Here is a 26,451-nt window from a genome sequence, read left to right as displayed (position 1 = left end):
TCGAGCCAGGACAGCTGCTCGTCCCGGGCACGGATCTCGGCAGGTCACGGAGGCGCAGGGTGATCAAGATTCAGGCGAAGAGGCGCCGAAGCACCAGTACCGTGACCTCACCTGATACCTGTCCGTCACGGATCGTGCCGCTTTCTCCGCACACGGGCTAATGCCCGTTGTCCAGCCACGATTGCGCTCCTAGGGTGACAGCGGGTCCGTCCACCCCGCGGGTCCACTCACCAGCCTGGCTCAAGGAGACTCCACCATGCGACGCATCCCCCCGCGCGTCCCCACCCTCGGCGCTGCTACGGCGCTCGCCTTCGGCCTCGGGATGCCCCTGGCCGCCGCCGTCCCGGCCGGACCGGTCGAGGGCCTCACGCCCACCGTGGCGACCACCGCCCAGGAGGTCAGCTACGACGCGCTCGTCGACATCGGTGGTTGCTCGGGCTCCATCGTCCGGTTCCCCGGCACCCCCGACACGGCGCAGGCGCTCGTCCTGACCAACGGTCACTGCACCCCCTCCGAGGCCGGCGGTGACCCGAGCCCCGGCTCGGCCCACGTCGACAAGGCTGTCAAGGTCGACGCCACCGTGCTGGCCGGCCCCCAGGCCACCGAGAAGGGGACCCTGACGCTCGACCGGCTGGTCTACTCGACCACCACGACCACCGACGTCGCCCTGCTGCGGGCCACGAAGACCTATGCCCAGATCAAGAGCGACTACGGCGTCGCCGCTCTCGCCGTCCGCCCGGCCAAGATCACCGACGGCACCGACGTCGTCGTCCCCTCCGGGTACTGGAAGCACAGCTTCGGCTGCAAGGTCGAGGGCTTCGTCCCTGGGATGGAGGAGGGCCGCTGGCGCTGGACCGACTCGATCCGCCTGGGCACCTCCTGCCAGGGCTACCACGGCATGTCGGGCAGCCCGCTGGTGGACGCCACCAAGGGTGACGTGGTCGGCGTGTTCAACACCGGCAACGACGACGGTCAGATGTGCACGCTCAACAATCCCTGCGAGGTCGACGCCTCCGGCACCAAGACCGTCGACAAGGGCCGTACCTACGCCCAGCAGGTCGCTCCGCTCGCGGCGTGCGTGGCAGCCACCGGCGCACTCGACCTGAGCGCCCCTGGCTGTGCACTGCCCGGCTCCAAGAACGCCCCTACCCCGGCCCCCACCACGGCGCCGACCACGGCGCCCACGACGGCCCCCACCACGGCGCCGACCACGGCCCCCACCACGGCGCCCACGACGGCCCCGACCTCCGCGCCCACCGCACGCCCGACGGCCCACCCGACCTGGGCCCCGCCCACCCCGACCGCACGACCCACCCGGCCCCGGCCCACGACGGCCCCCACCACCGCGCCCACCGCACGCCCGACGACCCACCCGACCTGGGCCCCGCCCACCCCGACCGCACGACCCACCCGGCCTGCGCCGACCACGGCTCCCACCGCCGCCCCGGTCACCCTGTCCGGCACCAAGAGCCTCGAGGTGCTGAGCAGCCGGGCCGCGACCCCGACCGACCAGGGGATCATCAACGGCCGCGCCGCCACCGCCACCAAGGGCACCCTGGCGATCGAGTACAAGGGCGGTCTGGTCTGCACCGGCTCCCTCATCTCCACCGAGTGGGCGCTGACCGCGGCGCACTGCACGAGCTTCTCCACCGACCTGAGGATGTACAACGTCAAGATCGGCGCGCTCAACGCGAAGACCCCGGGCTACCGGGTCCCGATCGTGGCCGCCCCCGCCAAGAACGACATGGTGCTGTTCAAGCTCGCCTGGAAGCCTTTCATCCAGGAGACGCCCATCCCGCTGGTGGACAAGGACCCGGCCATCGGTGACCCTGCCCTGGTCCGCGGCTTCGGCTACACCACCGACGACGCCAACCGGCAGAAGAACTCCATCCTCAACGAGGGTGATCTGGTCGTCTCCGGGCTCTCCGGCAACGACTACCGGGGCGGACCGGCCGTCACGACCAAGGCCGGCCCCGGCGGAGCCATGTGGCGTCCCGGCGACTCCGGCGCTCCCGTGACCGACAAGGAGGGGCGCCAGATCGGCGTCGTCTCCACCGTCGAGCCGAAGCTCAACATCGGCTACGCCGGCAGCGTCGCGCGCAACCGCGACTGGATCCGTCAGAACGCCGGCCTGTGACCTGACCGGTCCCGGCCCCCGACGTCGGCCCCGGCAGGTGGTCCTCAGACACCCCGCCGGGGCTGACGTCTGCGTCACTAGACTGGCCCCACCATGACCGAGCACCCCACCGCCATACCCGCCCCCGCGCCCCCTGCCGTCGACGCCCCCGAGGTCACCGGCGCCGCCGGCCGACGCGGCCCCTTCCGGACGGGCGAGCGGGTCCAGCTCACCGACGCCCGCGGCCGCAGGCACACCATCACCCTCGAGGAGGGCGCGGCCTTCGACACCCACCGCGGCCGCATCTGGCACGACGGGCTGATCGGGCTGCCCGACGGGTCGACCGTCAAGAACACCGTGGGCGAGGAGTTCCTGGCGCTGCGGCCACTGCTGTCGGACTACGTCATGTCGATGCCGCGCGGCGCCGCCGTCGTCTATCCCAAGGACGCCGGGCAGATCGTGCAGTATGCCGACATCTTCCCCGGCGCCACCGTCGTCGAGGCCGGCGTCGGCTCCGGGGCGCTGTCGATGTCCCTGCTGCGCGCCGTCGGGGAGCACGGCCGGCTGCACTCCTTCGAGCGACGGCCGGACTTCGCGGAGATCGCCCGGGGCAACGCCCGGCAGTTCTTCGGCGGCGACCACCCGGCATGGACCGTCACCGTCGGCGACCTGGTCGACATGCTCCCGCAGACCTGCGCGGCCGGGACCGTGGACCGCGTGGTCCTGGACATGCTCGCCCCTTGGGAGTGCCTGGAGGCCGTCGCCGACGCGCTCGCCCCGGGCGGGCTGCTGATCTGCTACGTCGCCACCGCCACCCAGCTGTCGCGCGTCGCCGAGGGCTGCAAGGAGCACGGCGGCTTCACCGAGCCGCACGCCTGGGAGACGATCGAGCGGGACTGGCACCTCGAGGGACTCGCCGTCCGCCCGGTGCATCGGATGCACGGGCACACCGGCTTCCTGATCACCACGCGCCGACTCGCGCCCGGCATCACCGCGCCGCTGCGCAAGCGGCGCCCGGCCAAGGGCCCGGAGGACCCCGACGAGCAGCCCTTCGGCGTCGAGCGGGACCACGAGTGGACCCCCGAGGAGGTCGGCGAGCGGGTCGTCAGCGACAAGCGGCTGCGACGGGTCCGGCGCTCGGTCACCGGCGAGGCACCGCCGCCGGACATGGCCCCGAAGCCGCGCGACGAGCACGGCCGCGTCATACCCGACCCGCAGGACGACCAGGGGCGGGAGCCGCGCGATGAGCTATGACCCGACCGGCGAGCAGCACGCCGCCCGCATCCGGGAGCTGACCACCCAGCTGTCGGCCCTGCGGACCGCCAACGGCGCGCTCGGCCAGGCCAACGACCGGCTCACCGCCACCCTCAAGGCGGCTCGCGACCAGATCACCGGGCTGCGCGAGGAGATCGACCGGATCGCGGCTCCGCCGTCGACGTACGGCGTGGTGCTGCGCACCCATCCCGACGACCGCAGCGTGGACCTGCAGACCGGCGGCCGCAAGATGCGGGTCGCGGTCTCCGGCGAGCTGCCCTTCGCCGCGCTGGCACCGGGCCGCGAGGTGCGGCTCAACGAGGCGCTGGTCGTCGTGGGACTCGCGGACTACGAGGACGCCGGCGAGGTGGTCCTGGTCAAGGAGCGGCTCGGCGAGCACCGGGTCGTGGTGCTGCTGCGCAACGACGAGGAGCGGGTGGCCCGGGTCGCCGGGTCCCTCGCCGAGGTCCGGCTGCGGCCGGGCGACGCCGTCCTGCTCGACGGCCGCAGCGGGTTCGTCACCGAGGTGGTCCCGCACGCCGAGGTCTCCGAGCTGCTGCTGGAGGAGGTCCCCGACATCTCCTACGCCGACATCGGCGGACTGGAGCCGCAGATCCAGCAGATCCGCGACGCCGTCGAGATGCCCTTCCTGCACCCCGAGCTCTATCGCGAGCACCAGCTCAAGCCGCCGAAGGGCGTGCTGCTCTACGGCCCGCCCGGATGCGGCAAGACGCTCATCGCCAAGGCCGTCGCGGCCTCCCTGGCCCGCCAGGTGGCCGCCCGCGACGGCGCAGCCCCGGGGGAGCGAGACGGGGAGACCCCCAAGAGCTACTTCCTCAACATCAAGGGCCCCGAGCTGCTCAACAAGTATGTCGGCGAGACCGAGCGGCACATCCGGCTGATCTTCGAGCGGGCCCGGGAGAAGGCCGGCGAGGGGACTCCGGTGGTGGTGTTCTTCGACGAGATGGACTCGCTCTTCCGCACCCGCGGGTCGGGCGTCTCCTCCGACGTGGAGACCACCATCGTGCCGCAGCTGCTCGCCGAGATCGACGGCGTGGAGCGGCTCGACAACGTCGTCGTGATCGGCGCCTCCAACCGCGAGGACATGATCGACCCCGCGATCCTGCGTCCTGGGCGCCTGGACGTGAAGATCAAGATCGAGCGGCCCGACGAGCGCGGTGCCCGCGAGATCCTGGCGAAGTACCTCACCACCGACGTGCCCCTGCACGCCGACGAGCTCGCCGAGCACGACGGGGACCCCGCCGAGACCGTGGCCGACCTGATCGACGCCGTGCTGGAGCGGATGTTCGCCCGGACCGAGGCCAACCGCTATCTCGAGGCGACCTACGTCTCGGGGACGCGCGAGGTGCTGTACTTCAGCGACTTCGTCAGCGGTGCCATCATCCAGAACGTCGTGGCCCGCGCCAAGACCGCGGCCATCAAGGCGCTGCTGGCCACCGGGGAGCGGGGGCTGCGCCTGGAGCATCTCCTGGCGGCGTACGACGACGAGCTGCGCGAGAACGAGGACCTGCCCAACACCACGAATCCCGACGACTGGGCCCGCATCTCGGGTCGACGCGGGGAGCGGATCGCCGAGCTGCGCAGCCTGGTCCGCAGCTGAGGAGCCCGGCCGGAAGGAAGCCTTGGCCGGCGGGCTGCGGGTCAGGTCCCTGGCACGGGCCGCCGCGCTCGTGACCGCCACGCGACGGGTCTCCGGCGATCGCACCTGCCACCCGGCGAAGGTGGGGGCCGCCTGGCCCGGACCGCTGCCCGCGGGCCACCCGCTCGCGTCCGGACTGCCGACGGTCCTGGTGCTGGGCGCGGCGCAGGTGGCTGGTGCACGAGGCCCCCAGCAGGACGAGCGCGGCCGCCGTGGTCAGCACCGTGCCGGCAGCGTGGCGTCGCATGTGTCCCCCGGCCCCCGAGGCCGATCGGAGGCTACGGCCCGAGGGGCGAGAATCTCGACGTGCCAAGCGGATTCAGTGGTGCGGGTGGGGCGGGACCGGCGGGTGGTGGTGGCTGCGCTGGGCGATGAGGCGGGGCAGCAGCAGGAAGATCGCGAGGACGGTGAATGCGACCAGGACGAAGGCGAATGCCGTCCCGGCCCCGGTGAGCACGCGCAGCAGCATCCCCACGACGACCGTGGTCAGCCAGATCGGCAGGCCGCCGCGCAGCGAGGTCGCGGGCAGCCGGGAGGCCAGGACCCCGGCCCAGCCCACGAGCACCCCCACCAGGAAGGGCCAGGCCGTCGTGAGCAGACCGGCGAGGGAGACCGCCTCGGCGTGCGAGCGACGCCCCAGCGCCGAGAAGACCACGACGAGGACCAGGTCGAGCAGCAGGAACAGGGGCAGACGCATGCCCCCGACCTTAACGGGCCGGGGGCATGCGTCGGGTGTATGCCGACAGGCGGGTCGACCACGCCTCAGGCGCGGTTGCCCATCTCGGTCAGGAATCGGATCTGGGTGAGCATGATGCGCTCGATCTCGGCGGGGTCGACGGACTCGTCGGGGCCGTGGATCTTGGCCTTCTCCTCGTCCTCGGGGCCCCACAGGATGGCCTCGGAGCCGGGGGAGGCGTGCAGCAGCTCGGTGACCAGCGGGATGGACCCGCCGGAACCGACCTGGGCGGAGGCGGTGCCGTAGACCTCCTCGAGGGCCTTGAGCGCGGTGGCCGTGATCGGGCCCGAGGAGTCGCCCTGGAAGGGCGAACCCATCTTGTCGTCGCTGAACTCCAGGGTGGCGCCGTAGGGCGCGTGCTTGCGCAGGTGCTCCTTGACGACGTCGAGCTCGTGCTGCATGTCGGCGCCGGGGGCGATGCGCACGGAGATGCGGGCGCGCACGGAGGGGACGAGGGCGTTGGAGCACTGGTCGACCGGGACCATGTCCAGGCCGATGACGGTGGCGGAGGGACGCGACCACAGGCGGGAGGCGACCGGCCCGGTGCCCTGCAGGCCGATGCCCTCCTTGACGCCGGCGGAGGCGGCGAGGTCGGCCTCGGACACCTCGGCGCCCTGCCACTCGAAGGAGTGCAGGCCCTCGATGATCGTGTTGCCGTCCGTGTCGTGCATCGTCGACAGCAGCTGGATCATGCCGACCAGGGCATCGGGGGCAGCGCCGCCGAACAGGCCGGAGTGGACGGCGTTGTCGAGCGTGGTGAGGGTGACGGTGGTGGCGACGTCGCCGCGCAGGCCCGTGGTGATGGAGGGCACGCCGACCTTGGCGGGGCCGGAGTCGCAGATGATGAAGGCGTCGCTCCTGACCATCTCGGGGTTGGCGGCGACCCACTCCTCGATGTGGCTCGCGGTCTCCTCCTCACCCTCGATGAGCAGGCGCACGGTCACGGGGGGCTTGCCGGCGAAGGCGCCCATGGTGCCCAGGACGGCGATGACGCCGGCCTTGCAGTCGGCGGTGCCGCGGCCGTAGATGCGGCCGTCGTCCTTGCGCGTCGCGACCCAGGGGTCGGTGTGCCACTCCTGGGACTCCGGGCAGGGCTGGACGTCGTAGTGGGCGTACATCGTCACGGTCGGGGAGCCCTCGGGGCCGGGCACGACCGCGTGGATCGCGGGGTAGCCGCCGGGGATGTCGAGCAGCTCGACCTCCGGCACGCCGTTGCGCCGGAACATCTCCAGCAGGTCCTGGGCGATGGCGTCCATAGGCTCCCGCGGGTAGCCGGGGAAGGCGATGGACGGGTGGGAGACGAGGGTGGCGTGGTCCTCGAGCAGGCGGGGCATGGCCTCGCGGGCGTAGTCGCGGGCGGCGGTGAGATCCATCGGGGTTCCTCCAAGGGTGTGGATGGAGCCACGATAGCCACCGGCCCGCCGCCCGGCCCGACCGGGGATCGCGCTGCGTGGGACGGATCGTCGGCCTGCCGCGGACCTGCGATGATCCGGGCATGAGCGACAGCCACCAGCAGATCATCAGGGCCGCGCGGAGGCTGTTCGCCGAGCGCGGGTACCACTCCGTGTCGGTCCGCGACGTCGCCGCCGAGGCCGGGGTCTCCGCGGCGCTGGTGATGAAGCTCGTCGGCTCCAAGGCCGAGCTGTTCACCTCCTCGGTGACCTTCGCGGCCGAGGAGGTGGACCTGTCCCACCCGCTGCCCGAGCTCGGCCGCGAGCTGGTGCGCGACGTCCTGCGCTGCCGCACCGGACCCCAGCCGCTCGCCCGCGCCGTGGTGCTCGCCCTGCCGGCGCCCGACCCGGACGAGGTGCGCCGCCGGTTCCACGAGGCCTATGCCGTCCCTCTGGCCGCCCGCCTCGGAGGCGACGAGCGCGCCACCCAGGTCGCCGAGATGGTGGTCGCCGCACTGGTCGGGCTGGCCGTGGGCACGCGGGTGCTCCGGCTGCTGCCGGACGAGGCCGCCGACGAGGAGGTCGTGGCGACCTACGGCGCCGCCCTGCAGACCCTCATCGACGGCGCGGGAGCCTGACCGCAGGCAGGTCAGGAGCAGCGCAGGTCGCGGCCCGGGTCGGTGCCCTGGGTGAGGTAGGCGTCCACGGCCTGGTCCACGCACGCGGACCCGCGGTGGTAACCCGTGTGGCCGTCGCCGTCGCGGGTGATCAGCCGCCCGCTGTCGAGCTGGCGGGCGAGGGACACGGCCTGCTCGTAGGGCGTTGCCGGGTCCCGCGTGGTGCCGACCACCACGATCGGCGCGGCGCCGGCGGCCTTGACGGGGTGGGCGAGCGAGGGGCGCCGCACCGGCCAGGCACCGCACACGTAGCCTCCCCACGCCATCGCGCGCCCCATGACCGGCCACTGCCGGGCGAACGTCTCGGCCAGGTCGCGGTAGTGCCGCGGGTCCGGGGTGGTGGGGTGGTCCAGGCAGTCGACGGCGGGGATCACCTGGTAGAGGTTCGAGGAGTAGGTGCCGTCCATGTCGCGGCCGACGGCCATGGTGGCGAGCAGCATGAGGCTGCCGCCCCGGCCCTGCAGCGCCTCGGTGAGGCCCGCCCGCAGCTGCGGCCAGGAGCCCTGGTCGTAGAGCTGGGTCGAGATCGCGAGTCGCAGCCAGGTGTCGGTCAACCCGCCTGCGGGGGTCACCCCCTGGCTGTCGATCGGGCGCGCCGCGCCCTCGGTGAGCAGCGCCTCCAGCCGGGACCGGGCCTGGGGCGCGGTGGTGCCGAGGGGGCATCCGCCGTCCTTGACCCAGGCCGCGAGGAAGGAGTTCAGCGCCCGCTCGAAGCCCGCCGCCTGGCCGGCGGCGCGCTGCTCGGAGCCGAGCGCCGGGTCCATCGCCCCGTCCAGGACCATCCGCCCCACGTGCTGGGGGAACAGGTCGGCGTAGGTCGCGCCCAGGAGCGTGCCGTACGACGCGCCGAAGTAGTCCAGCCGCTCCTCGCCGAGCGCCGCCCGCAGGATGTCCAGGTCGCGGGCGACGTCCGTCGTCGACATGTGGGGCACCAGCCGCGGGTCGGCGTGCAGGCAGGCTGCGGCGAAGGACCGCTGACCCGCCGTGAACTCCTGCTCCTGCTCGGCCGTCCCCGGGGTGCGCAGGCCCATCCAGGAGTCCATGCCCGCGTCGTCGAGGCACCGCAGCGGCGTGGACCCGCCGACACCGCGCGGGTCCAGCCCGACCACGTCGTAGGCCGCCCGGACCGACTCGCCGAAGTAGCTGCCGGACTCCCGGGCGAAGGCCACACCGGACAGGCCGGGTCCACCCGGGTCGACGACCAGGGAGCCCCGTCGCCGGGCCGGGTCGGTGGCGGGCACCTTGAGCAGCGCCAGACGGGTGGTCGGTCCCTGCGGCCGGGCGTGGTCCAGCGGCACGGTGAGGGTGGCGCACCGGCCGCCCTCGCAGGGCTTCCAGTCCAGGTGCTGCCGCCGGAAGCGGTCCGGCGACGACTGGGACGGCTTCGGCCTCGGGGTGGGAGCGGGCACCGGGGTCGGGGCGCCGGCGGCGGTCGCCGCCGGCGCGACCGGGCCGAGGGCGAGGGCGAGGGCGAGCGCCGAGACGGCGGTGAGGAGGTGCGAGCGGCGAGGCACGAGCGAGCCTTTCGGCGAGGGCCGGGGGAGCGGGGCTCATGCTGCCACCTCGCCGGGGGTGCCCGTGAGCGCACCCCCGCCGCAGCCGCGCACCGGCATACGCAGGCAGACCGCACCCGGTCCCCAGGTGCAGCGTCTAGGGTGGCGCCCATGAGCGTCCGCCGAGTCATGGGAATCGAGACGGAGTACGGCATCTCCGTGCCGGGGGAGCCGCACGCCAACCCGGTCGTGCTGTCCGGCCTGATCGTCAACGCCTACGCCACCAGGCCCGAGATCACGGTGTCGCGGACCCGCTGGGACTACGAGGCCGAGCAGCCGCTGCACGACCAGTTCGGGCAGGAGACCCCCCGGGCCTGGGCCGATCCCTCGCAGCTCACCGACGAGGACGACGAGATCGCCGCCAACGTCGTGCTGACCAACGGCGCCCGGCTGTACGTCGACCACGCCCACCCCGAGTACTCCTCGCCGGAGGTCACCAATCCCCACGCCGCGGTCGTCTGGGACCGAGCGGGGGAGCAGATCATGGCCGAGGCCGTGAACCGGCAGGCCTACTGGTCCGGCCGGCAGATCAACCTCTACAAGAACAACACCGACGGCAAGGGCAACTCCTACGGCACCCACGAGAACTATCTCGTGGAGCGGGCCGTTCCCTTCACCGAGCTTGCGCAGCACATCCTGCCGTTCTTCGTCGCCCGTCAGGTGCTGTGCGGCGCCGGGCGGGTGGGCATCGGGCCCGAGTCCCAGCAGGCGGGCTTCCAGATCAGCCAGCGCGCGGACTTCTTCGAGCGAGCGATGGGGCTGGAGACGACGGTCCGCCGCGGCATCGTCAACACCAGGGACGAGCCGCACGCCGACCCGACCCGCTGGCGCCGGCTGCACGTGATCATCGGCGACGCCAACCAGGCCGAGACCGCCACCCTGCTCAAGATGGGCACCACCAGCCTGGTGCTGTCGCTGATCGAGCAGCGGGACGTCACCCGCAACCTGTCCCTGGCCGACCCGGTGGCGGCGCTGCAGCAGATCTCGCGCGATCCCTCCCTGCGCACCACGGTGGAGCTGTACGACGGGAGGCGGATGACCGCGCTGGACATCCTGTGGGCCTACTACGAGATGGTCGACGACCAGCTGTCCCGGGTCTACGGCTCGGAGCTGGACCAGGACACCAACGAGATCATGCACCGCTGGGACCACCTGATGGTGATGCTCGGCACCGAGCCCGAGCAGGCGGCCTCGCAGGTCGACTGGGTGGCCAAGCTCGCGCTGCTGGAGCAGTACCGCTCCCGCGACGGCCTCGCCTGGGACGACGCCAAGCTGCGCGCCATGGACATCCAGTGGAGCGACGTCCGCCCCGACAAGGGCCTGCACCACAAGCTGGAGGACGCCGGGCACATCGACCGGATCGAGCCGCCGCAGCTCGTCGACGCCGCCACCACGATGCCCCCGGAGGACACCCGCGGGTGGCTGCGCGGCACGATGGTGCGCCGCTTCCCGCACCAGGTGATGGCCGCCTCGTGGGACTCGATCGTGGTGCGCACCCACCCCGAGGCGCCCGCCCGCCGGATCAACCTGCCCGATCCCTGGCAGTTCACCCGGGAGCAGCTGCAGTCCGTGGTCGACGGCTGCCTCACGGCGGGCGAGCTCGCGGACCGCATCGAGCAGGGCCTGCCGAGCACCGACTGACCCCCGGATCGACCTGCACCACCGGACCGACCCAGCCGCGCGGGACGTCATAGCCCCGCACCCACCCGAGGAGAGACCATGCCCCAGGAGCAGATCCAGCCGCAGAGCCGCGAGCCGGGCCCCGCCGACCTGCCGGCGCCGGTGCCGACCACCGCCCTCACCACCCACGTCGACGACGCCGGTCTCGACTCGATCCTCGACGAGATCGACTCGGTGCTGGAGTCGAACGCCGAGGAGTTCGTCCAGGGCTTCGTCCAGAAGGGCGGCGAGTAAGCACTCGCCACAGGGTGCCAGCAACGTCGCCCGTCCGGCTGACCCGAACCAGAACCCTGCGTAACCAGGCGGAGACGGACATATCCTTCCGCGGTAGCCCCGCGCACCCCAGGAAGGCCTCCGTGACCGTCACCCCTGCCCAGCATCACCTGATGTGGGACTTCCAGGAGCAGTTCCGGCTCTCCCTCGACCGGGCGACGGACCGGGCCACCGACCAGATCGGGGCCATCGTCTCCTCCGACGCCCTCCTCGTGGGCTTCCTGGCCGACGGGGTGCACACGCCCGGCTCGCCCGACGTGGTCATCGCCCCCGCCGACCGCGGGTTCAGCGAGCAGGACCTGGAGGGGATCCGCCCGGACGCGCTACGCCGGTTCGAGGCACACCCGGCCCACGACGAGAGCTACGAGTCGCCCGAGGTGGAGCAGGCCCGGCTCGAGCACTTCGCGGACCTCACCCGGTGCGAGGCGATCTCCGCGGCTTTGGACAGCGCCAAGGCAGGCCGGGGCCGGACCTTCTTCATCGGCACCTCCGCGCGGGTCGGCGACTACCACGTCCACCCCGCGATCAGCGTCGACAGCAGCGCCTACGCCGAGCTCAACGCGCTGCCCTACGACGAGATCGACGGCGTCCCGCTGACGACCTCGCTCACCCACGGGATCATCGTCGAGCTGCTGCGCATCGCCACCCACGCGCTCCTCGCGGCCCGGCCGCCGCGCTCGATCAGCCCGATCGACGACGACGTGCCCAACGACGCCATCCGCCGCTCGGCCAACCACCTGGTCTACTCCGCCGCCCTCATCGCGGGGGAGCGGCTGGGCCAGGGCCTCTTCGACGCCTTCGAGGGGCTGTCCTCCACGCCGTACGAAGGACGCGTCGGGGCAGGCACCGTCGTCATGGCCCGGGAGGGGCACCCGCGGATCGCGGTCGCGGTGCAGCTGCGCTCGGCGGTCTCCGTGCGCGAGCGCCGCCAGTTCCGCAAGCTGCTGGAGATGACCCGGCCCGGCCTGCACCTGCTCATCGACGGCCAGCGGATCTACGGCCTCGGCTCGGTCGAGCCGCTGGCGCACGACGAGCCGGACGACTCGGACAACGACATCTTCCGGTTCACGCTCCTGGAGCAGGGATCCTGGCAGATGGCCTACAACCGCAACCCCCTGCTGCGGGTCTCCAGCGGGCACCCGCAGCTGCCGCGACCGCGCATGTCCACCAGCCTGTTCATCGACGCCATGCGGCGGGTCTTCGACGACGTCACCGACCACGACATCCGCGGGATCTGGATGCTCGCGCAGAGCGCCGCCCAGCAGGCCCGGGGTGCCCTGCTCGTGGTCACCACGGCCGCCGCGGCCGAGGCCCGCCGGCTCGCCCCGCAGGCGCTGTCGATCCGCCCGCAGGCGCTCAGCCCCGACGTCCTGGACGCGGTCACCCGCATCGACGGGGCCGTCCTGCTCACCCCGGACGGGGTGTGCCACGCCGTCGGCGTCATCCTCGACGGGGTGGCGACGGGCGCAGGCGACCCGAGCCGGGGATCGCGCTACAACTCCGCGGTGCGTTACACCGAGGCGTCGAGCGCGCCCTGCCTGACGATCATCGTGTCCGAGGACGGGATGATCGACGTCTATCCCGAGCTCGCACCCCGGGTGCGCCCGGAGGACGTCGAGCAGGCGCTGGCCGACCTGGAGGCCGCCGGGTCGATGGAGCTTGACGAGGCCCGCGAGGTCGACTTCGAGGCCTTCTACGCCATGCACAAGCGGCTGCGGCGCTTCGCGTTCTACCTCTCCGAGAGCCAGTGCGACCGGGCCAACGCCATCTGCGCCACCGTGGAGGACCTGCGCTGGGTCCGCACCCGCACCCGGGTGCGGACCGTCCCCTTCCGCCCCGACCCCCGCATGAACGCCTCCTTCTTCGCCTAGCGCCTAGGGTGGGTCCATGGACCGACGGATCTTCGGGATCGAGACCGAGCTCGGCGTCACCGCCACCTCCGAGGGGCAGCGGCGCCTGACGCCCGACGAGGTGACGCGCTACATGTTCCGCTCGGTCGTCGCCTGGGGCAGGTCCTCGAACGCTTTCCTCACCAACGGTTCTCGGCTCTACCTCGACGTCGGCTCCCACCCCGAGTACGCCACCGCCGAGTGCGACCGCCTCGTCGACCTGATCGCCCAGGACAAGGCGGGGGAGCGGATCGTCCAGGGGCTCGCCGACGACGCCCAGGCCCGGATGGTCGAGGAGGGGGTCGAGGGCGAGGTCTACGTCTTCAAGAACAACGTCGACTCCTCGGGAACGACCTACGGCTGCCACGAGAACCTCCTCGTCTCCCGCGCCACCGACCTGACCCGGGTGACCGACACCCTGGTGCCCTTCCTCGTCAGCCGCCAGATCACCTGCGGCGCAGGCAAGCTCGTCGTCGACCCCCAGGGCCGCCCCACCTATGCCGTCAGCCAGCGCGCCGACCACATGTGGGACGCCTACGCCAGCGCCACCACGCGCTCCCGCCCGATCATCAACTCCCGCGACGAGCCCCACGCCGACGCCGAGCGCTTCCGGCGGCTGCACGTCATCGTCGGTGACTCCACCCTCTCCGAGACCACCACCCTGCTCAAGGTCGGTTCCGTGGACCTGGTCCTGCGCATGGTCGAGGCCGGGGTGGCCCTGCCCGACCTGACCCTGGCGAGCACCAGCGCCGCCATACGCACCATGAGCACGGACACCACCGGCCGGGCCGAGGTGCCCCTCGCGAACGGGGGAGCGACCAGCGCACTCGCCATGCAGACGGTCCACTACGAGGCGGCCCGGGACTTCGTGGCCGACGGCGGGTCGGACGACCCGGTCCACGAGCGCGTCCTCGACCTGTGGGGGCGGGTGCTGACCGCGATCGAGAGCGAGCGTCTGGACGACGTGGCCACCGAGATCGACTGGGTGATCAAGCGTCGCCTGATCGAGCGGTATGCCGTCCGCAACGGCCTCGGCCTGGAGCACCCGCGGCTGCGTCAGCTCGACCTGGCCTACCACGACCTCCACCCGACCCGAGGACTGTTCAACCTGCTGCAGGCCAAGGGTCTGGCCGCCCGGGTCGTCACCGACGAGCAGGTCGAGCGGGCGGTGTCGACGCCGCCGCAGACGACGCGGGCGCGGCTGCGTGGCGCCTTCGTCGCGGCGGCCCGGGAGGCCCGGCGCGACTACAGCGTCGACTGGGTCCATCTCAAGCTCAACGACGGCAACCAGCGCACCCTGCTGTGCAAGGACCCGCTGACCTACGAGGACCCCCGCGTCGACCGCATGATCGAGCAGATCACGGGCGCCACCCAGCCCGCCGACAGCAGCACGACGTAGGCTTCCCCCAGCCTCACGCACCCATCGAGCGAAGGATCCAACTCTTGCGCCTGCGCACCAGCACCGCCTTGGCCCTCCTGGCCGTCCCGACGATCGCCCTGAGCGCCTGCGGGAGCAACGACGCCAAGACGACGGCCACCACCTCGGCGGCGACGACCGCGACGAGCGGCAGCGCCTCGGGCACCGCCGCCCCGGCGGCCGCGACGTCGACCCCGATCACCGCCGCCACCAAGGGCACCGTCGCCGGCGTCACGGTCGCCGGCACGCCGGACAAGCCGGCCCTCACGATCGCCAAGCCTCCGGTGGCCGTCAAGGAGACGACCGTGCAGACCCTCACCGAGGGCACCGGCGCCGTCGTCAAGCCCGGTGACGTGGCGACCATCAACGTCGTCCTCGCGTCGGGCAAGACCGGCAAGACCCTTGACGACACCTTCGCCAAGGGCAAGCCCGAGGAGCTGGCCATGCGCGGCACGCTGCCCGGCCTGGCCCGCGGCATCGTCGGTCAGAAGGCCGGCTCGCGGGTCCTGGTCGCCGTCGCCCCCGCCGAGGGCGCCGGGCTCATCGCCTCCCGCAACCCGCAGAGCGGGCTCAGCGCCGACGAGACCATGGTCGCCCTCGTCGACATCAAGCAGGTCGGCATGTCCGGCACCCCCTGCAAGGTCGTCACCAGCAAGGACGGTCTGCCCGAGGTCACCGCCCCCGCCGACAAGGCCGCCACCATCAAGCCCACCGGCAAGCCCGCCCCCGCCCAGTCGACGATGTTCGTCCTCAAGGAGGGCACCGGCGCCGTCGTCGAGGCCGGGCAGACGCTGTCCGCGAAGTACACCGGTCTGCTGTGGGCCGACGGCAAGAAGTTCGACTCGAGCTTCGACCGCGGCGCGGCCCCGACCGACTTCCCCATCGGCGTCAAGCAGGTCATCCCGGCCTGGGACAAGTGCCTCACCGGCAGCAAGATCGGCAGCCAGGTCATGATCGTCGCTCCGGCGGCCGAGGCCTACGGCGCCAAGGGCATGCCGCCGGCCATCCCGCCGAACGCGCCGCTCGTCTTCGTCGTGGACGTCGCCGGCGCCAAGTGACCTCCGGCGGCGCCTCGGTCGGTGACCGGGGCGCCGCCCCTACCCGTCGTACGTCCCTCAGACCTCAGGAGCAGCCATGCCTTTCGACCCCAGCACCACCAAGCCCGAGATCGACTTCCCGGGTGACCAGCCGCCCGCCGACCTGGTCGTCGAGGACATCTGGGTGGGCGACGGCGCCGAGGCCACGGCCGGCACGATCGTCAGCACCCACTACGTCGGCGTCGCCCACTCCACCGGCGAGGAGTTCGACTCCTCCTGGAACCGCGGCGCCCCGCTGGACTTCCAGGTCGGCGTCGGCCAGGTCATCCAGGGCTGGGACCAGGGCCTGCTCGGCATGTGTGAGGGCGGACGCCGCAAGCTCACCATCCCGGCGCACCTTGCCTACGGCGACCGCGGGGCGGGCGGCGTCATCGAGCCCGGCGAGGCGCTGATCTTCGTCGTGGACCTGGTCGCCGTGCGCTGACGTCCGACCGACGACGCACGAGGGCCCCGGGAGCGAACTCCCGGGGCCCTCGTGCGTCCGGCGGTCGGCCGGGGAGCGGTCAGGCGGGCGGCTGCACCAGACCCAGGCCGGAGCGCAGGCTGCGCACGATCGCCGGTCGCAGGTCACGGGCCTGGATCACCTCGTCCACGGAGCCGACCTGCACCGCGCGGCGGATGTCGTGCACCCGGTCGAACTCGGTGGCCACCTCCGCGAGCTTCTCGGCACGCACCTCCCGGCGGGTCTCGGTGAGGCGGGCGGCCAGCTCGGCACGCTCGGCCCCGGACGCGGCGGCGACCTGCTCCTCCAACCCGACCACCTGCGGGTCGGCGGCGGCGCGGGCGTCCACGTCGCGGGGGAACACCACGGCCGCGGCCGGGGCGCCGCCGATGACCGAGGCGTAGGAGCCCTCGACGGCGAGCACGGTCATCCGCGGGTTGAGCGCCTTGGAGAACACCACGAAGGCCCCGCCGTGGTAGCGCGAGATCACCACGAAGACGATGGGCCCGTCGAAGTTGACGATGGCCCGGCCGATCTCGGCGCCGTACTCCAGCTGCAGGTTGCGCATCGACTCCGGGGAGCCGTCGAAGCCGGACAGGTTGGCGAGCACTACGACCGGCCGGTTGCCGCTGGCGGCGTTGATGGCGCGGGCGACCTTCTTGGACGAGCGGGGGAAGAGCGTACCCGCGGTGTAGGCGTCCGGCCCGTCGGTGGGCGGGAAACCACGCCGCGCGACCTGCTGGGACTCGATGCCCACCAGCGTCACCGGCAGCCCGCCGAGGTGGGCGTCCCAGACCACGGCGGTCTCCGCGTCCGCCATACCGGCCCAGCGCTCCAGGGTCGGGTGGTCCTGGTCGGCGACCGCGGCCATGACGGAGCGGATGGCGAAGGCCTTCTTGCGGTCGGGATTGGTGTCGGCGCCGAAGATCTCGCCGACCGTCGCGAAGCCCGAGATCGCCGGGTCGTGGGGGAAGGCGCTGACGTCGCGGTCCACCGGGTCGGCGGTGGTCGCAGCCCGGGGCCCCCGCTCGCCGGGGGCGACGTAGGCGTGGTCGTAGTGCGTCATCAGGATCCGCAGGGCGCCCGCGAGGTCGGGCGCCCAGTACTGCGCCTGGCCGTTGGGGCCCATGATCCGGTCGTAGCCGCCGATGCCGAAGTTGTCCTCGGCCGAGACGCCGCCGGAGAAGTCCAGCGACTGCTTGCCGGTGAGCACCATGGCGCTGTCCGGGGTCATCACCAGGATGCCCTTGGTGTGCATGAGCATGGTGGACTCGGCGTTCCAGTAGGGCTGGGCGCCGACGTTGATGCCCGCCACGACGACGTTGATCTCGCCGCCGGCCTGGGTGAAGTGCACGATCCGCCGCAGCGCGCGCGCGACCCAGTCGAGGTTCTCGGTGCCGGAGTCCATGGAGATCCGGGCCCCCGCGGACACCGAGAACCACTCCACGGGCACGCCGAGCTCCTCGGCGAGGTCGATGGCGGCGATGACGCGGGCGCACTCGGGCTCCCCGAGCGCCCCGAGCGCCCGCAGCGGGTCGCCGCACAGCAGCACCCGCTGCACGCCCTGGGGGTGCCGCTCGGTGGGGGTGGAGATGACGCCGACGATCATGCCCGCGCGGTTGCGGCCGTAGGGCCGGTCCACGGGCACGAGCCGGCCGCTCTCGTCCAGGTCGTGCTCGATCGCCGTGCCCCCGCGCCCGGCGATGAGGTCGACGAGCTCGTAGGGATAGACCATCCCGCGGCGCCGCGCCCGCTGGACCTTGAGGGCGTAGTCGTCGAGCGGGTGCAGCGGCTCGCGCGGCGGCTCCTCCAGCGCGGTGACGACACCGGCCCCCGGCTGGTGGTAGAACCGCGCGGCCACGGGGATCTCGGTGCCGTCGCCGACGACGACGGTGCCGTCGAGCAGGACCTCCTCGACGCCGGCGCCCGCGGTCATCGGGGCGATCGTGTCCTTGAGCCCGGTGAGCTCGGTGAGGTCGGCGTCCACCGGCTGCCAGACGTGCAGCCACACCTGGTTGCTGTCCAGGTGCCGGGCGCCCGCCCCGGCCGCGGCGCGGGCCCGGCGGATCGCCTCCAGGCAGTCGGCCAGGGAGCGCTCGACCTCGGGCAGGCCGGCCACCCGGCCCTGGTCGTCGCGGGCGATGGTCAGGTGCCGCACCTGGGCCAGCGCGACGAGTCGCACGTCGGTGTCGTTGTCGGGGGCGGCGCAGCGATAGAGCAGCACGTCCTCGGGCGCGTCGAGCCGGGTGACGTCGTACTCGCGCAGCCGCCACAGGTGCAGCCGTCGCCCGACCATCGGGTGGACGCCGTGCACCAGGGTGTCCTTGGCCGGCGAGCCGTCCTCGCCGGGACGGGCGGTGAGGTAGCGCACCGGCTGGTCCGGCGCCGCGAGACCCACCGTGAGCCGCCGGACCCCGCAGGCGACCGGCAGCTCGGCGAGCCGGCTCACCAGGTCGTCGGCGGCGACCGCGTGCGGGTCTGCGCACGCGAGGTAGAGGTCGACGACGGCCTCCCGGCCCGCGGGAGCCTGGGCGACCTGGGCGGCGAGCGCCCGGGCGAGGGCCGAGCCGGGGGTGAGGTCGGTGAGCCGGCCGGCGGCCGAGACCAGGTATGTCGGCCGTCCGCCGACCTCGCAGGTCCCCGTCACCAGGGCGACCGTCGGGTCGGCGACGCTCGGTCCGCTCGTGACGTCGGCGAGGTCCTGGCCGCGGTAGTGGCGGCGGAGCAGGACCTCGAGCATGGCTTCGGGATGCGGCGTGGACCCGGTGGACTCGGTGAACTCGGTGAACTCGGTGAACTCGGTGGAGCGGGCGAGCCGGGCGCCGAGCAGCTGGCCGATCTGCTCGGGCACGGCCACCAGGGTGTCCAGGAGGTCCTCGCGGTCCTGGTCGGTGCCGTCGGTGAGGGCGTCGGCGGGGTGGGCGGCGTCGAGCCGGTCCAGGACGCCGGTCACGTGGTCGAGCAGCTCGGCGCGGCGGGCAGCGGCCCGCGGCTGCTCGAACCACCGGTAGCGCACGCTGCGGGCGAGCTCGCCCACGACGGGGTGGCGCAGCTGGGTGGCGCGGACCAGGTGGTCGAGCGCCTCCCGGGCCCGGGCGTCGACCGGGGGCGCGGGCGCAGGCTCGGTGCTCCACCGCTGGAGCAGGGCGGTGACCGCGGCGACGTCGGGGGCCGAGCGCTGCTGGGCGGTGACGATCCGGAAGACCGCCTGCTCCAGCTCGGGGGTGCGCTCCAGCTCGGTGACCCCGTAGCGGGCGAGCACGGCGGCGAGGCGGGTGCGGAAGGTCTCGGGGAGCTCGGCGCGGTCGGCGTCCAGGCTCTGCAGGTAGGTGTGCAGGTGCTCGCGCGGGCTGTGGACGCGGTTCTCCAGGTGCAGCTCCTCGCCGGCCGGCCGGTTGCGGGACAGCTCGGCCAGGTCGGCGAAGGCCTCGAGCAGCTCGAGCTCCGCGGCGACCGGGGCCTCGCCGGCGGCGAACCGGTCCCGCTCGGCGAGGTAGGCCGTCAGCGCGCGGCGCTCGTCCTGCGGGTCGGCGTCGTAGCCCAGGACCAGGCCCAGCAGGTCCGCGCGACGACGGGCCGCCGGATCGGCATACGGCTGCTCGCCCGGCAGGTCCAGGTCGACGTCCGCGGTCGGCTCGGCCGTCGCGGCCGCCTCCTCCTCGATCGGCTCCAGGCGCACCAGGGGCGTGCCGGTCTCGACCTGGCTGCCGGTGGCGACGAGCACCTCGCGCACCCGCGCGGCGAAGGGCGCCGGGAGGACGGTCTCCATCTTCATGGACTCCAGCACCAGCACGGGGGCGCCGGCGGCGACCTCGGCCCCCGCGACCACCGGGGTGGCGACGACCAGGGCCGGGGTGGGGGAGCGCAGCACGCCGCCCTCGTCGAGGGAGATCCGGTGGGTGACCCCGTCGACCTCGACCAGCTGCACCGGCCCGTGGGTGGCGACGACGAGGCGGTGCCGGCGGCCGCCGAGGGTGAGCCGGGCCTTGTGCTCGTCCAGGTGCTCCAGGTCCGCCTCGACGGTGTGCTCGCCGGCCGGGGAGTCGATGACCACGCGATAGCGGTGGGGGCCGGTGCGGGCGACCTGCAGGCCGTATGTCGTCCCGCGCAGGCTCGTCTCGATCCGGCGGCTCGGCTCGTGCTGCAGCTGGGGGCGTCCACCACGGGCGGTCTCGAGCAGCCGGGCGCGGGCGATGGCCTCGTCCGCCTCGTAGGCCCGGATCCCGGCCGCCACGAGCGCGGCGCCGCTGTGCCGGTGGTCGACGAGGCGACCCTGGGCGCGGACCCGGTCGATCCAGCCGGTGTCGGCGCTGCCGTCGACGACCTCGGGCTGGTCGAGCAGGTCGAGCACGAAGGACTTGTTGGTGGCGCCGCCCTCGATGACGACGGTGGTCTCCTGGAGGGCGCGCCGCAGCCGGGCCAGCGCCTCGGCGCGGTCGCGCCCGCTCGCGACGACCTTGGCGATCATCGAGTCGAAGTCGGCGGGGATGGTGTCGCCCTCGGCCACGCCCGTGTCGACGCGGACGCCGGGGCCGGCGGGCAGCTCGAGCAGGGCGATCCGGCCGGGGGAGGGGGCGAAGTCGCGATCCGGGTCCTCGGCGTTGAGCCGCGCCTCGATCGCGTGCCCGGTCTCGGTGGGGCGCACCGGCGACAGCTCGTCCAGCCGCCCGCCTGCCGCGACGTGCAGCTGCAGCCGGACCAGGTCGGTGCCGGTGGTGACCTCGGTGATCGAGTGCTCCACCTGCAGGCGGGTGTTGACCTCCAGGAAGGCGAAGAAGCGCTCGGTGGGGTGGTAGAGGAACTCGACCGTGCCCGCGCCGCAGTAGTCCACGGCGAGCGCGAGCCGCTCGGCGCTGGCCTTGAGCTCGGCGACCTGCTCGGGGGCGAGGACGGGGGAGGCGGACTCCTCGACGACCTTCTGGTTGCGGCGCTGCACCGAGCAGTCGCGGACGCCGAGCGCCCAGGCGGTGCCATGCGCGTCGGCGATGACCTGCACCTCGACGTGGCGGGCGCCGGTGACCAGCCGCTCCAGGAAGACGGTGCCGTTGCCGAAGGCCCGGGTGGCCTCGTCGCGGGTCAGCTGGTAGGCCGCCGCGAGCTCCTCGGGGCCCGCGACCGTGCGGATGCCGCGCCCGCCGCCGCCCGCGGTGGCCTTGAGCATGAGCGGGTAGCCGATCCGCCCGGCCTGGGCCAGCGCGTCCTCGACCGTGTCGACGCCGCCGCGGCTCCAGTCGGCGGCGGGCACGCCGACCTCCTCGGCGATGAGCTTGGAGCCGATCTTGTCCCCGAGCCGGCGCATGGCCTGCGGGCTCGGGCCGACGAAGGTCACCCCGAGCCGGCCGCACAGCTCGGCGAAGGCCGGGTCCTCGGCCACGAACCCCCAGCCCACCCACACCGCGTCGGCCTCGGTCTCGCGCAGGGCCTGCTCCAGCACGGCGTGGTCGAGGTAGGGCCGTGCCGCGGCCGGGCCCAGGTCGTAGGCCTCGTCGGCTTCCCGCACGAACATGGCGCGGCGCTCTCCGGAGGTGTGCAGCGCGATGGTCCGGACCCGCGGCTCGCCTGCGGCCGACGACGCGTTCAGGTCGCGGACGGCATGGATGAGTCGCATGGCGGCCTCACCCCGGTTGACGATCGCGATGCGGGTGAACATCCGGGCGGCTCCTCGGTCTCGGTGTGGCCTGGGCCACGTGACCCGAGGAGGCTAGTCACCCGGTCGGGTTACTCGCGCGTTCGCTCAGGGTGGCCGCGTGCCGTCCGGCCACCGCCGCCGCGACGAAGGCCGCGCGGTCCTCCCGCAGCCCCCGGCCCATGGTCCGCAGCGGCACCGGGCAGGTGGCCAGCGCCTCGTCCAGGCCGTCCACGGGGACCTCGTGCAGGGTGAGCCGGCCGCCGGAGCCGACGCACAGCTCCTGCGCCTGACAGCGCACCTGGCGGGCGACCGCGGAGTCCTCGACCGGCACCGGCACGTCGGCGGGGGCCATCGCGACCCGGCCGTAGGCCGTGAGCGAGTGGTGGCTCACCCCCTGGTGCCGCTCCCGGGCGTCGCCCTCGGACACCCGCAGCGACGCCACGGCCCGCCCGCCGAGCACGTGGGCGGCGTTGACCGCCTCGCCGGCGCTCACCCCCGAGAAGCCCCACCGGGTGCCGGTGCCGAGGTTGCCCGGGCCCTGGGCGACGACCGCGACGTCGGCGTGCTCGACCAGGCGCGCCGCGAGCAGCCCGGTGTGCACGGTGACCGCCTCGTGGTCCCCGCCGTACGCCTGGCCGGTCGTCAGGCACGCGGTCAGCCACCCGGCCTCGCGCAGCCCCGCGACGGTGCGGCTGAAGGTCGCAGGCAGCGCGCCGCCGTCGGTCATGACATAGGCCACCCGCGCCCCCGGGCGGGTGGCCCGGATGCCGGCGACGACGGCGGGCAGCGCCGAGTGCAGGTCGGCGACGACCACCGGCATGCCGTCCACGGAGTCGGCCTCGGCGAGCAGCGCGTGGTGCGGGCTCTCCTGCTCGTCCACCCCGAGGAGCATGGTCTGGGTGGGGGTGTAGCGGGCCTTGACCACGTGGCCCGGGCCCGCGGGCGGGTCCGGCGGCAGGCGGTCCGGTATGCCGACGACCAGCGCCATCCCACCCGTCCCCAGGCCACGCTGCAGCGCCGAGACGTTGAGCAGCACCCGGTCCCCGGGCTCGGCGCGACCCACCACCGAGGAGTAACCCAGAGCAACGACCTGACACGCTGAGGCGTCATAACCCGTGTCGTCGAACACAGTTACGGCATACTCGACGGCGCCGGGCCACTCGGCCCGGACGGCGTCGACGACAGCGGTGCGCCAGCGGATCACGCGACCACCGTAGCCCGAAGGGAGCCCTCGTGGCCCAGGCCCGGACCCCCGTCAGCTCGGCCAAGACCGAGCGCCTGCTCAACCTCGTCATCTGCCTGCTCTACACCCGCCGCCCGCTGCCCAAGTCCAAGATCCGCGAGGCGGTCCCGCAGTACGGCGAGGCGGCCACGGACGAGGCCTTCGACCGGATGTTCGAGCGGGACAAGGACGAGCTGCGCGCCCTGGGGATCCCGCTGGTCACCGAGCAGATCGACTCCTTCTTCGAGGACGAGGAGGGCTACCGGATCGACGACCGCGAGTACGCCCTGCCCGAGCTGAGCCTGGAGGCCGACGAGCTCGCGATCCTCGGCCTGGCCGCCCGCACCTGGGCCCAGGCCTCCCTCGCGGGACCGGCTGCGCAGGCCCTGCGCAAGCTCGCCGCCGCCGGGGTCGAGCGCGACGACGCCAGCATCATCGGCCTGGAGCCGCGGGTGCGGACCGCCGAGCCGGCCTTCGCCCGGGCCAAGGACGCGGTGCTGCAGCGTCGCCCGGTGCGGTTCGCCTATCGCACCGGACGCACCGGCGAGGTCGCCACCCGGCACGTCCAGCCCTGGGCCATCGCCGCCTGGCACGGCCGGTGGTACCTCACCGGCTGGGACCTGGACCGGCAGGCCCCACGCGTCTTCCGGCTCGGCCGGGTCGAGGGCGCCATCGCCTGGGCGGGCCGTCCGGGGAGCTACGACGTGCCGGACGACCACGACGCGGTCGCCGTGATCTCCGCCCAGTCCGCCGACGCCGCCCCCACCACCGGGGTGGTCCGGGTGCGCACCGGCTCCGGGCACGCGCTGCGCCGACGAGCCGCGTCCGTGCAGACCGGCGCCGACGGGTGGGACGAGCTGGTCCTGTCCGTCGGCGACGTCGCCCGCCTCGCCGACGAGCTGGCCGGGCACGGCGCGTCGGTGGTGGCGGTGAGCCCGCCCGAGCTGCGGGCCGCCGTGGTCGAGCGCCTGCAGGGAGCCCTGGCCGCCGCGGCGGGCGGCGGTGCCGGGCAGGAGGACGCATGAACGTCGACATGAACGAGCCGGCCACCGCCCGCCTCGACCGGCTGCTCACCATGGTGCCCTGGCTGCTGCGTCACCAGGGAGTCGAGATCGACGTCGCCGCACGGGAGTTCGGCGTCTCCCGGGACCAGCTCGAGGCCGACCTCGCCCTGCTCTTCCTGTGCGGGACGCCCGGCGGCTACCACGACGACCTCATCGACGCGCAGTGGGAGGACGGGCACGTCTACCTGTCCAACGCCGACACCATCGCCCGGCCGCTGCGGCTCGGGGTCGACGAGGCGCTGTCCCTGATGGTCGGGCTGCGCGCTCTCGCCGCCGTGCCCGGGCTGGGGGAGCGCGACGCCGTCGAGCGGGCGCTGGCCAAGCTGGAGGCCGCGACCTCGGCCACCTCCCGGATGGCCGGTGCCGCCAACGTCACCGTGGACATCGGCCTGGAGTCGGTGGACCGGGCGGTCGCCGAGGAGCACCTCGTCGCGCTGCGGCAGGCCCTCGCCGACCACCGCCGGGTCCACCTGTCCTACGTCGTGCCCAGCCGGGACGAGACCACCGAGCGGGACGTCGACCCGATGCGCCTGGTCAACGTGGACGGCCCGTGGTACCTCGAGGCCTGGTGCCACCGCGCCCGGGACGTGCGGCTCTTCCGCGTCGACCGGGTCGCCGGGCTCGAGGTGCTCGACGTCGACGGCACGCCGCCGGAGTCGGCGCGCCCGCGGGACCTGGACGCCGGGATCTTCCGGCCCGACGAGGACGACCTGCGGGTGGTCCTCGCCCTGGCCCCCGAGGCCCGGTGGGTCCACGACTACTACCCCTGCGAGGACGTCGCGGAGACCCCGGACGGCGGCCTCGAGGTGACCATGGCGACGGGCGACACCGCCTGGCTGCGGCGGCTGCTGCTGCGGCTCGGCGGCTCGGCGCAGGTCCGGTCCCCGCGGACCCTGCGCGCCGAGGTGGCGGCCGAGGCCCGCGCGGCGCTGGCGCACTACGCCTGAGCGGTGCCGAGGCGTCATACGGCGGTCACCGGGAGTTCACGGTGACCGGTCGTCGCGAGGGTTGACACCCGTAGGATGACGCTCGCAGATCCACCCCACATCGACCGGAAGGCACGACTCATGGGCATCCGTGGCCTGTTCGAGGGCTGGCACCTCGTCATCCTCATCATCGTCATCCTGCTGGTCTTCGGCGCGAACCGGCTCCCCGACGCCGCGCGCAGCCTGGGCCGGTCCCTGCGGATCTTCAAGACCGAGGTCGACGAGATGCACAAGGACGGCACGTCCGAGGCCGCCCGCACCACCGTCGACGGGGACGTGGTGACCGAGCGCACCACGACCACCACCCGCACCGAGACCGCGGCCCCCGCGGCCGGCGCGAGCAAGGCGACCGGCGACGACGACTACGTCGTGATCGACGGCGTGCGTTACCGCCGCGAGGGCGGCGACACCGCCCCCCGCGCCTGATCCAGGCCGCACCCGTCATGACGGAGTCCGCCTCCGACATCCGCTCCGTGCGTCGCACGGTCCCCGGTGCCCGTCCTGGTCCCCGGCTGCCCCGGCGCCGACCGCGCGACCCCCAGGGCCGGATGTCGCTCGGCGACCACCTGCGCGAGTTCCGCAACCGCGTGATCGTCGCCGCCGTCGCCATCTGCCTGGCCTCGGTCGTCGGCTGGATCTACTACGACCAGCTCGTGCTCCGGCTGACCGAGCCGCTGCGGCTGTCCGCGGCCGCGCGCCACGCCAACGTGATCCTGTCCTTCCAGGACGTCACCGGAGCCTTCTCGCTCAAGCTCAAGGTCGCCTTCTTCGTCGGCATCATCCTGGCCAGCCCGGTGTGGCTGTGGCAGATCTGGGCCTTCATCGTGCCCGGGCTGCACAAGCGCGAGCGCAACACCGCCCTGGCCTTCATCCTGGCCGCGGTGCCGCTGTTCCTCCTCGGGTGCTGGGGGGCGCTCTACGCGCTGCCCAAGGCGATCGAGGTGCTGCTGGAGTTCACGCCCATGGGGGCGTCCAACATCCTGCCCGCGGACTACTACCTGACGTGGGTCACCCGCTTCATCCTCAGCTTCGGGCTGGCCTTCCTGCTGCCCGTGCTCCTCGTCGCGCTCAACGTCATCCACGTCCTGCCCGCCTCGCTGATGCTCAAGGGCTGGCGGATCGCGGTGGTGCTCATCTTCACCTTCGCCGCGATGATGACGCCGACGCCGGACCCGTGGACGATGTTCGCCCTGGCGCTGCCGCTGGTCGGCCTCTACTTCGGGGCCTATGCCGTGGCCCGGGTGATCGACGCCCGCCGGGCCCGTCGCCGCCCGAGCTATGGCCACCTCGCCGACGACGAGGCCTCCGACATCCGGGCCACCGACGTCTGACGTCGCGGGCGGGTGGCCCGGGGCCGGCCCCGCG

General features: G+C 73.4%; 19 protein-coding genes. 14 read left to right on the top strand and 5 right to left on the bottom strand.

What is annotated here, in order from left to right:
* Positions 1-256 precede the first annotated feature (256 nt).
* The 3 genes from MM438_RS05475 to arc all read left to right on the top strand — a co-directional run bounded on the left by MM438_RS05475 (position 257) and on the right by arc (position 4,991).
* Positions 257-2,137: a trypsin-like peptidase domain-containing protein gene (locus MM438_RS05475; RefSeq protein WP_241451511.1), complete on the top strand. Its 1,881-nt coding sequence runs from the start codon at positions 257-259 to the stop codon at positions 2,135-2,137.
* Between the two features lie 93 nt (positions 2,138-2,230).
* Positions 2,231-3,370, top strand: a complete 1,140-nt coding sequence (locus MM438_RS05470) for a tRNA (adenine-N1)-methyltransferase (protein WP_241451510.1) — start codon at positions 2,231-2,233, stop codon at positions 3,368-3,370.
* Complete coding sequence (arc, locus tag MM438_RS05465; RefSeq protein WP_241451509.1) at positions 3,360-4,991, top strand: proteasome ATPase; 1,632 nt, start codon at positions 3,360-3,362, stop codon at positions 4,989-4,991. The genes MM438_RS05470 and arc overlap by 11 nt, the downstream gene beginning before the upstream one ends.
* A gap of 358 nt (positions 4,992-5,349) precedes the next feature.
* On the opposite strand, the gene MM438_RS05460 is transcribed toward arc, so the two are convergent.
* Entirely contained in the window at positions 5,350-5,727 is a 378-nt protein-coding gene (locus MM438_RS05460; protein ID WP_241451508.1) for a DUF3054 domain-containing protein, read from the bottom strand.
* Between the two features lie 65 nt (positions 5,728-5,792).
* Positions 5,793-7,139 carry a M20/M25/M40 family metallo-hydrolase gene (locus tag MM438_RS05455; RefSeq protein WP_241451507.1) on the bottom strand — a complete coding sequence of 449 codons (1,347 nt, stop codon included), beginning with the start codon at positions 7,137-7,139 and terminating at the stop codon, positions 5,793-5,795.
* A 122-nt stretch (positions 7,140-7,261) separates the two neighbouring features.
* Between MM438_RS05455 and MM438_RS05450 the strand changes: the two genes are divergently transcribed.
* The gene (locus MM438_RS05450; protein ID WP_241451506.1) at positions 7,262-7,795 is read left to right on the top strand and encodes a TetR/AcrR family transcriptional regulator; all 534 of its coding nucleotides are present in this window, start codon (positions 7,262-7,264) and stop codon (positions 7,793-7,795) included.
* 11 nt (positions 7,796-7,806) lie between these two features.
* On the opposite strand, the gene MM438_RS05445 is transcribed toward MM438_RS05450, so the two are convergent.
* The gene (locus tag MM438_RS05445; RefSeq protein WP_241451505.1) at positions 7,807-9,348 is read right to left on the bottom strand and encodes an alpha/beta hydrolase; all 1,542 of its coding nucleotides are present in this window, start codon (positions 9,346-9,348) and stop codon (positions 7,807-7,809) included.
* Between the two features lie 150 nt (positions 9,349-9,498).
* On the opposite strand from MM438_RS05445, the gene dop reads away from it, so the two are divergent.
* The 6 genes from dop (at position 9,499) to MM438_RS05415 (ending at position 16,167) form a co-directional block, all read left to right on the top strand.
* On the top strand, positions 9,499-11,028 hold the full coding sequence (gene dop, locus MM438_RS05440; protein WP_241451504.1) for a depupylase/deamidase Dop: 1,530 nt from the start codon (positions 9,499-9,501) through the stop codon (positions 11,026-11,028).
* A 78-nt stretch (positions 11,029-11,106) separates the two neighbouring features.
* On the top strand, positions 11,107-11,301 hold the full coding sequence (locus tag MM438_RS05435; protein WP_241451503.1) for a ubiquitin-like protein Pup: 195 nt from the start codon (positions 11,107-11,109) through the stop codon (positions 11,299-11,301).
* 122 nt (positions 11,302-11,423) lie between these two features.
* On the top strand, positions 11,424-13,211 hold the full coding sequence (locus MM438_RS16675; RefSeq protein ID WP_241451502.1) for a diadenylate cyclase: 1,788 nt from the start codon (positions 11,424-11,426) through the stop codon (positions 13,209-13,211).
* 16 nt (positions 13,212-13,227) lie between these two features.
* Positions 13,228-14,628, top strand: coding sequence for a Pup--protein ligase (pafA, locus tag MM438_RS05425; RefSeq protein WP_241451501.1), 1,401 nt, complete (start codon positions 13,228-13,230; stop codon positions 14,626-14,628).
* A 44-nt stretch (positions 14,629-14,672) separates the two neighbouring features.
* Entirely contained in the window at positions 14,673-15,704 is a 1,032-nt protein-coding gene (locus MM438_RS05420; RefSeq protein ID WP_241451500.1) for an FKBP-type peptidyl-prolyl cis-trans isomerase, read from the top strand.
* Positions 15,705-15,780: 76 nt separating this feature from the next.
* The gene (locus tag MM438_RS05415; protein ID WP_241451499.1) at positions 15,781-16,167 is read left to right on the top strand and encodes an FKBP-type peptidyl-prolyl cis-trans isomerase; all 387 of its coding nucleotides are present in this window, start codon (positions 15,781-15,783) and stop codon (positions 16,165-16,167) included.
* Positions 16,168-16,246: 79 nt separating this feature from the next.
* On the opposite strand, the gene MM438_RS05410 is transcribed toward MM438_RS05415, so the two are convergent.
* Both MM438_RS05410 and MM438_RS05405 read right to left on the bottom strand, forming a co-directional pair.
* Positions 16,247-21,835, bottom strand: coding sequence for an ATP-binding protein (locus tag MM438_RS05410; RefSeq protein WP_241451498.1), 5,589 nt, complete (start codon positions 21,833-21,835; stop codon positions 16,247-16,249).
* Positions 21,836-21,890: 55 nt separating this feature from the next.
* On the bottom strand, positions 21,891-23,018 hold the full coding sequence (locus MM438_RS05405) for a DUF3866 family protein (RefSeq protein ID WP_241451497.1): 1,128 nt from the start codon (positions 23,016-23,018) through the stop codon (positions 21,891-21,893).
* 29 nt (positions 23,019-23,047) lie between these two features.
* On the opposite strand from MM438_RS05405, the gene MM438_RS05400 reads away from it, so the two are divergent.
* The 4 genes from MM438_RS05400 to tatC all read left to right on the top strand — a co-directional run bounded on the left by MM438_RS05400 (position 23,048) and on the right by tatC (position 26,417).
* The gene (locus MM438_RS05400) at positions 23,048-24,061 is read left to right on the top strand and encodes a helix-turn-helix transcriptional regulator (protein ID WP_241451496.1); all 1,014 of its coding nucleotides are present in this window, start codon (positions 23,048-23,050) and stop codon (positions 24,059-24,061) included.
* Complete coding sequence (locus tag MM438_RS05395; RefSeq protein ID WP_241451495.1) at positions 24,058-25,047, top strand: helix-turn-helix transcriptional regulator; 990 nt, start codon at positions 24,058-24,060, stop codon at positions 25,045-25,047. Before MM438_RS05400 ends, MM438_RS05395 begins: the two co-directional genes overlap by 4 nt.
* Positions 25,048-25,122: 75 nt before the next feature.
* A complete protein-coding gene (gene tatA, locus MM438_RS05390; RefSeq protein WP_338155505.1) occupies positions 25,123-25,512 on the top strand; it encodes a Sec-independent protein translocase subunit TatA in 390 nt (129 codons plus the stop codon).
* A gap of 17 nt (positions 25,513-25,529) precedes the next feature.
* Positions 25,530-26,417 carry a twin-arginine translocase subunit TatC gene (tatC, locus tag MM438_RS05385; protein WP_241451494.1) on the top strand — a complete coding sequence of 296 codons (888 nt, stop codon included), beginning with the start codon at positions 25,530-25,532 and terminating at the stop codon, positions 26,415-26,417.
* Positions 26,418-26,451 lie beyond the last annotated feature (34 nt).

Origin of the sequence: Arsenicicoccus dermatophilus, from assembly GCF_022568795.1 — a bacterium.
GTDB lineage: Bacteria > Actinomycetota > Actinomycetes > Actinomycetales > Dermatophilaceae > Arsenicicoccus > Arsenicicoccus dermatophilus.
Note: the sequence above shows the minus strand (reverse complement) of the source record. Positions and strands in the feature narration are given on the sequence as shown.